Consider the following 7694-nt stretch of genomic DNA (forward strand, 5'->3'; position numbering starts at 1 on the left):
ATGTCCGCCACTGACAACAATCCGTCCAATTCCTGGTTCGGTTCGGACCGGCGCAGATTGATCATTCAGGAATACGGGATCTTTCTCGCCTTCTTGCTTCTGGCCGTCGTCCTCTCATTCTCGAATGAGTATTTCCTGACGGCCGGCAACATCTCGAATGTGTTGCTGCAGACTTCGATCAACGGCGTGCTGGCGATCGGCATGACATTTGTCATCCTGACACGCGGCATCGACCTCTCCGTCGGCTCCGTGGTTGCGCTCACCGGGATCGTCAGCGCAAGCTTCGCAACGACGTCAGCGACAGCCGGCATCGTCGGCGCCCCCTATCCACCCTATATCGCGCTCGCCGTCGGTCTGCTCGTCGGTGTCGCCTGCGGCGCCGTGGTCGGCCTCATCGTGTCCCGTTTCGCTGTCCCCGCCTTCGTCGCAACACTCGGCATGCTCTCGGCAGCACGCGGCCTGACGTTGATTTATGGCGGCGGTAAGCCGGTTCCGGCGCTCATTCCGGATTTCCGCTGGATCGGCACCGGCAGTGTCTTGTCCATTCCGATGCCGGTCATCCTGCTCGCCATCGTCTTCATCGTCGCCTGGTGGGTTCTGAACCGCACCCGCTTCGGCCGCTATATCTACGCCGTCGGCGGTAACCCTCATGCTGCCATCACGTCAGGCATCAATGTCAGCAAGCTGCGCTTTCTCGCTTATGTGATTTCCGGCGGCCTTTCCGGGCTGGCAGGCATGATCCTCGCGGCTCGCACCGGCTCCGCTTTACCGCAAGCCGGCATCGCCTACGAACTCGACGCCATCGCGGCTGTCGTCATCGGCGGCACCAGCCTTTCCGGCGGCGTCGGCCGCATCACCGGCACGCTGATCGGCGCATTGATCATCGGCGTCATGAACAACGGCCTCGATCTGATGGGGATCCAATCCTACTACCAGCAGGTCCTCAAGGGCGCGCTCATCGTCGGCGCCGTCATGCTCGACCAAAAGAGAAACCTGGGCAGCTAAGCCCGAAGAAATTCCAGTGTTCGCACTCGGAAACCAAACGGCGCGTCACAACGGCCGCCGGACTTTCAATGGAGGAGACTTATAATGAAAAAATTACTGATTGCCCTTGCTGCCGCGACCGCACTTCTGGCTTCGCCGTCTCTCGCGCAGGATAAGAAACTGAAGATTGGTGCTGCTCCCTATGGCCTCAACGCCGAGTTCATGCAGATCTGGTCGGCAGCGCTGAAGGAGCATCCCGCCGTCAAGAACGGTGACGTCGACCTGACCATCTTCGACGGCCGCTATGACGCACTTGTCCAGCAGGAGCAGGTCAACACGATGATCACGCAGAAGTTCGACGCCATCATCTTCGTGCCAATCGATATCGAAGCGGCAGCGACCGCCGTTCAGGCAGCCCATGATGCCGGTATCCCGGTCGTCGGCTCCAACACCCGCGTCAACTCCGATCTCCTGACCTCCTATGTCGGCTCCGACGACACGATCTCCGGTTACATGGAAGCCAAGACCGTTCTCGACAAGATTGGCTGCAAGGGCAATGTCGTCATCCTCGAAGGCCCGATCGGCCAGTCCGCGCAGATCTCGCGCCTCGAAGGCAACAAGAAGGCGCTTGCGGAGTGCCCGAATGTGAAGGTGCTGGAAGACCAGACGGCCAATTGGTCGCGCGCTGAGGCACAGACGCTGATGGAAAACTGGCTGACCTCGCACCCGGGCCAGATCAACGGCGTCATCGGCCAGAATGACGAGATGGCGCTCGGCGCGATCGAGGCGATCAAGGCTGCCAAGCTCAACGTCAAGGATTTCGCTATTGCAGGTATCGACGGCATTACCGATGCGCTCCACGCGGTCAAGCAGGGTACGATGACTTCGATCCTGCAGGATGCCAGTGCGCAGGCCCAGGGCGCCCTCGATCTTGCGATCTTCGCCACCAAGAAGGGCAACTACAAGCCGGAATCGAAGATCTGGTCGCAGTATCCCGACATGCCGTTCAACGACGGCAAGGAGAAGAACTACAATGTCCCATGGACGCCGGTAACGGCCGACAATGTCGACAAGCTGCTCGAAACCCGCAAGTAAAACAATGCGGCGGGGCGAACTGCCGCCCCGCCGTACCCCGAAGACAGAGGCTTGAAAAAGATGACCGAGACATCACCAGACATTGATTTGAATTTCCCGCTGTCAGGCAAAACAGCGCTTGTTACGGGCGGTGGCTCCGGCATCGGCGCTGCCATCGCGGCAGCTTTCGCATCCAAGGGCGCGAAGGTGGCTGTTCTCGATATCAATGTCGATATGGCAAAGGCCAAGGCATCCGAAATCGGCGGCGGCGCAGAAGCATTCGTCTGCGACGTGTCCGATCCGGCCTCCGTCACCAAGGCCGTCAGCGATGTCGTCTCACATTTCGGCGGAATCGATATCTCCGTCAACAGCGCCGGCGTCGTCTTCCTCGCACCGGCCGAGGATCTGCCGCTCGACTACTGGGACAAGACGATCAACATCAATCTCAAGGGCACGTTCCTGGTCACGCAGGCGGTCGGTCGCGCCATGATCACGGCCGGCAAAGGCGGCAAGATCGTCAATCTCGCCTCGCAGGCAGGTACCGTCGCCATCGAAGAGCATGTCGCCTATTGCGCCTCCAAGTTCGGCGTGATCGGCATGTCCAAGACCTTTGCCGCCGAATGGGGCAAGCATGGCATCAACGTCAACACCATCTCACCGACGATCGTGCTGACCGAGCTCGGCAAGAAGGCCTGGGCTGGCGAAAAGGGTGAGGCCGCCAAGAAGCGCATCCCCACCGGCCGCTTTGCCTTCCCGCAGGAGATCGCAGCCGCGGCTGTTTTCCTCTCCTCGTCCGGCGCGGACATGATCAATGGCGCCGATCTTCTGATCGACGGCGGCTACACCATTCTTTGAGCCCAGATGCTCGACAATTCGACAGGAGAGACCATGCAGCGGTTCATCAACAATCCCGATGAAGTCGTTGAAGATACTGTAAAAGGCTTCATCAAGGCACACTCGGACATCGTACGCCTGGCAGAAAATCCGCGCGTCGTGGTGGCCAAGGATGCGCCGCATGCCGGAAAGGTCGGCGTGATCACTGGCGGCGGTTCGGGCCATGAGCCGGCCTTCATTGGCTACGCCGGCAAGAACATGTTGGATGCGGTCGCCGTCGGCGAGCTCTTTTCGTCACCGACGGCCAAGAGCTTCCATGATGCCATCCGCGAGGCCAATGGCGGTCGCGGCGTCATCTGCCTTTACGGCAACTATGCCGGCGACAATATGAATGTGAAGATGGCAATGAAGCTTGCTGCAAAGGATGGCATTGAAGTCGCGACCGTCGTTGCGAACGACGATGTCTGCTCCGCACCGCCCGAAGAGCGCGAGAAGCGCCGCGGCGTGGCCGGCGAAATCTTCATGTGGAAGGTCGGCGGCGCCAAGGCGTCCAAGGGCGCAAGCCTCGATGAAGTCCGCGTTGCCGCACAGAAGGCGATCGACCGTTGCCGCTCCGTCGGTATCGGCCTTGGCCCCTGCACCCTGCCCGCCGTCGGTCATCCGAATTTCCGGATCGAACCCGGTACGATGGAAGTCGGCATCGGCCATCACGGTGAGCCTGGCGTTCGGGTGGAACCACTAAAGACGGCGGCGGAGATTGCCGAAGACATGTGCCAGATCGTGCTCGACGATCATAATCTGGCAGCCGGAACGCAAGTGGCCGTCCTGGTATCGGGCCTAGGTGCCACTCCGGTCAACGAGCTTTACATCCTGAATGATACGATCGAGGCGAAGATCTCCGAGCGGGGCCTGAAGATCTACAAGACCTATATCGGCAATTACTTCACGTCGCTAGAAATGGTCGGCGCGACGCTGACCGTCATGGCGCTCGACGAAGAGCTCAAGGAGCTTTTGGACGTCGAGGTCAAGTGCACGACGCTGCTCTGAGGGGGATGTACACATGCAGACATTCAACAATGCAACATCAGGCGACATCGTTCTGGTGATGGCCGAGCGCATCGTCGAAAACCGGGCCTATCTAAGCGAGATCGATGGCAAGATCGGCGACGGCGATCACGGCGTCAACATGGCCAAGGGCTTCGGCATGGCATCGGAGCGCCTGAAGGGCAAGAACCAGTCGCTATCGACGTCGCTCGACACGCTGGGCACGGTGCTGATGACCGAGATCGGCGGCTCCATGGGTCCGCTTTACGGCGTCATGTTCACCGAGATTGCCGAAAAGCTCGAAGGCATCGAGGCGGTCGACAGTGCGGCCTATAGCAAGGCGCTGCATGCTGGGCTCGAAGGCATCCAATCGATCGGTTCCGCCAAGGTCGGCGACAAGACGCTGCTCGATACGCTGGTTCCGGCAATCGAAGCGTTCGATGCAACGAATGCAGCCGGCAAATCTTTTGCGGAAGCGCTCGATGCATTAGTCGCTGCCGCCGAGGCCGGCCGAGACGCCACGCTCAATCTCGTTGCCAAGATCGGCCGCGCCAGCCGGCTGGGCGAACGTTCGCTTGGCGTGCTGGATGCCGGTGCTACGTCCTGTGCGATCATCCTGAAGGAGCTTTCCCTCGGCGCGCGCGCGCGGCTGACATAAAGGGCTCTCCCAAGGCTCACACGATCCCGTGCTCCACCACGGGATCGCGGGCCGCCCCTCGCTCGAAGAAGCATTTGCAAACATACGCCATTGCTTCCATGCTCGGGCAGGAAAAGGGAATTGTGAATCGTCATGACAGGCAAGGCATCTTCGGTCGGTAAAAATAGTGCAAGCAAGGCGGGTGCGCCGGACGCAACCGATAGTATGCCGCTACGCTATGGCGACGATCCCTATGTCTGGGCCTGCTGGCTTTACTATGAAGATGGCAAGACGCAAGGCGATATCGCCGAGATCATGGGTATCTCGCGGGCGACCGTGAACAGCTATCTGGCCGATGCTCGCAGCCGCGGTATCGTCAATATCTCGCTCGAGCCATCGCGGCTAAGCTCTCTCTCCATCGCCCAGGAACTGAAGCGACATTTCGGCCTGCATGACTGTCTTGTCGTCCCGAGCGACGACGGCTCGCGGCCGCTGATCGACCGCCTCGGCACCGCGGGCGCTCAGGCAATCGCCCGGCTCTTAAAATCCGGCGACACGCTTGCCGTCGCTTGGGGCCGCACGGTCCTCGCCGTTGCCGAGCAGGCCAATGTACCGAACCTACAGGACGTCACCATCGTTCAGGCAACCGGCGGCACGCGCGCGCGCTTTGCCTATACGCCGGAGCTTTGCGCCGCAGCTTTTGCCAATGCGACTGATGGCAAGCTCATCAATATCACAGCGCCCGCCATCGTCTCGGCTCCCGAGGTTCGGGACATATTACTGCGGGAGCCGCTGGTTGAGGATCAGTTTGCGATGCTGTCCAAGGCCAACAAGGCCATCTTCGGCATCGCGTCGCTGCGGCCGAACTCGACGATCCATAGCAGCGGCTTCTTCGAGTCGGTTTCGTTGCAGGATTATCTGGCAAAGAATGCCGTCGGCGTTCTCGCCGGTCGCTTCATCGATGCGAAAGGTCAGCCGATTGCAGGCCCGCTTGACGATCGCACCGTCGGCATATCCCTCAACATGCTGAAGTCCATCGGGCTGCGGATCGCCGTTGCCGGCGGCTTCGACAAAGTGCCGGCGATCCTCGCTGCCTTGCGCGGCGGTTATATCAACGTGCTCATTACCGATGCTGCCACGGGGCGCGGCATTCTGAATGCGGACGGCGTCACCGAATTCGATCCGAAATCCCAGCAACGTCCAAGGATCGATAACAGCCTCTCATTGCCCAGCAGCTACCGGACGCATATCAAGAAATTCCTCAACAATCCCGATGATGTTGTCGACGAGATGCTCGAGGGCCTCGTCAAGGCGCATGCCACGCATATTGCACCGATCAAGGGATCGAACCGGGCGCTGATGGCGCGAAACGGTCCGAGGGTCGGTAAGGTCGGCCTGGTGATCGGCGGCGGCACTGGGCATGAGCCTTGTTTTCTCGGCTATGTCGGCAAGGGTCTTGCCGATGCCGTCGCCATTGGCAACATCTTTTCCTCGCCACCACCGACGCCGATCCTCGAATGCGCCAAAGCGTCCTCAGGCGGCGAAGGCGTGCTCTTCGTCTACGGCAATTATGCCGGTGACGTCATGAACTTCGAAATGGCTGCGGAAATGGCGCAGGAACAGCAGATCGACGTCCGCACCGTGCTGACAACAGACGATATCTCCTCGTCGCCGATCGAGGATCGCGAAGGACGGCGCGGCGTTGCCGGTAACTTCTTCATCTTCAAGATCGCAGGCGCCGCCTGCGACAAAGGCCTCTCACTCGACACCTGCGAGGCGATTACTCGCAAGGCCAATGACCGGACCTTCACCATGGGGGTCGCACTGGAGCCCTGCTCGCTGCCGCAGACGCGACGCCACAATTTCGAGATCGGCCCCGACGATATCGAGTTCGGCATGGGCATTCACGGCGAACGCGGCGTCACCCGCGAAAAGATGATGACCGCCGACGAGATCACCGACCGGGTGATGGACCGGATCTTTTCCGAAATGAAGCCCCTTGCGGGTGATCGTGTTGCCGTCCTGATCAACTCCTTCGGCGCGACGCCATTGATGGAGCTCTACATCCTGTTCCGGCGCGTCGAGCAAAGGCTGAGCGCCAAGGACATCAAGATCGAGGCGAATTGGGTGGGGCATTATTGCACATCGCTCGACATGGTCGGCGCATCCATATCCATCCTGCATCTCGACCAGAAACTGACTGAGATGCTGCACCATCCATGCGACACCTTCGCTTTGAAGGTCGGATGAACATAAGAATGTGCCCAGTAGCTCTGAAACTGCTGGGATCGGGAGGAAGACGATGTCGGAAAAAGCCGCGCGATGCCTGGGCACCATGTTCCAGCGCATATCGATCGCGATCAATGCCGAGAAGGACCGGCTTTCAGAGCTGGACGGGGCGATCGGTGATGCCGATCACGGCATCACCATGTCCCTCGGCTTCATGGCGGTGAATGCAGAACTCTCAAAGCTCGATCTCGCGCAGGCCCTGCCCTCGGAAATCTTCTCCATCGCAGCCTCCGCCTTTCTGGATGCCGTCGGCGCATCGACGGGTCCGCTCTATGCCACAGCTTTTCGCCGTGCGTCGCAGGCATTGAAAACGGACGAGTCCCTTTCGCCTGCCTGTCAGGCGATGATCGTCGAAGAGATGCGCGCCGGTATCCAGCAACGCGGTAAAGGCCAGCGCGGCGACAAGACCATGCTCGACGCCTGGATCCCCGCCGCAGAAGCCGCCATCGATGTGAAGGCAGGTTCACGCGATGTTGCCGTCATGTGGAACAATATCGTCGAAGCTGCTGAAACCGGGGCGGACTCCACAAGCTCCATGATCGCCGCCCGCGGCCGCGCTGCGCGGCTGGGCGAGCGGTCTCTGGGACATATCGACCCCGGGGCGGCTTCGGCGGTGATTATTTTGCGGGCGATGCGGGATACGTTCGTGGAGGGTAAGGCGAGTGGTTGAGGGCAACCGACGCACGTCGAGCGTAACTCTCGAATTGCGCTAGAGCCTGCTGCTTTCATACGGAAGCATATCCTGAGTTTGTGAGGTAGTTTGCGCATTCGGCTGGCGAGAAGCAGTCGAGCATTTCACCAGCCTTGCGCCATGTCGCTTCGACTGTGCGAG

Annotated in this window: 7 protein-coding genes; all 7 read left to right on the forward strand. The window is 60.2% G+C overall.

What is annotated here, in order from left to right:
• The 7 genes from HGP12_RS33020 to dhaL (HGP12_RS33050) all read left to right on the forward strand — a co-directional run bounded on the left by HGP12_RS33020 (position 1) and on the right by dhaL (HGP12_RS33050) (position 7532).
• Entirely contained in the window at positions 1-1005 is a 1005-nt protein-coding gene (locus HGP12_RS33020) for an ABC transporter permease (protein WP_168843311.1), read from the forward strand.
• An 84-nt stretch (positions 1006-1089) separates the two neighbouring features.
• Positions 1090-2079, forward strand: a complete 990-nt coding sequence (locus HGP12_RS33025; protein ID WP_168843310.1) for a substrate-binding domain-containing protein — start codon at positions 1090-1092, stop codon at positions 2077-2079.
• 60 nt (positions 2080-2139) lie between these two features.
• On the forward strand, positions 2140-2913 hold the full coding sequence (locus tag HGP12_RS33030) for an SDR family oxidoreductase (RefSeq protein WP_168843390.1): 774 nt from the start codon (positions 2140-2142) through the stop codon (positions 2911-2913).
• Between the two features lie 33 nt (positions 2914-2946).
• A complete protein-coding gene (locus tag HGP12_RS33035; RefSeq protein WP_168843309.1) occupies positions 2947-3939 on the forward strand; it encodes a dihydroxyacetone kinase subunit DhaK in 993 nt (330 codons plus the stop codon).
• 13 nt (positions 3940-3952) lie between these two features.
• The gene (gene dhaL, locus HGP12_RS33040) at positions 3953-4594 is read left to right on the forward strand and encodes a dihydroxyacetone kinase subunit DhaL (RefSeq protein ID WP_168843308.1); all 642 of its coding nucleotides are present in this window, start codon (positions 3953-3955) and stop codon (positions 4592-4594) included.
• A 132-nt stretch (positions 4595-4726) separates the two neighbouring features.
• On the forward strand, positions 4727-6823 hold the full coding sequence (locus tag HGP12_RS33045; RefSeq protein WP_168843307.1) for a bifunctional sugar-binding transcriptional regulator/dihydroxyacetone kinase subunit DhaK: 2097 nt from the start codon (positions 4727-4729) through the stop codon (positions 6821-6823).
• 52 nt (positions 6824-6875) lie between these two features.
• Positions 6876-7532 carry a dihydroxyacetone kinase subunit DhaL gene (dhaL, locus tag HGP12_RS33050; protein ID WP_168843306.1) on the forward strand — a complete coding sequence of 219 codons (657 nt, stop codon included), beginning with the start codon at positions 6876-6878 and terminating at the stop codon, positions 7530-7532.
• Positions 7533-7694: the final 162 nt, after the last annotated feature.

It is taken from the genome of Rhizobium sp. P28RR-XV, from assembly GCF_012641385.1.
GTDB lineage: Bacteria > Pseudomonadota > Alphaproteobacteria > Rhizobiales > Rhizobiaceae > Rhizobium.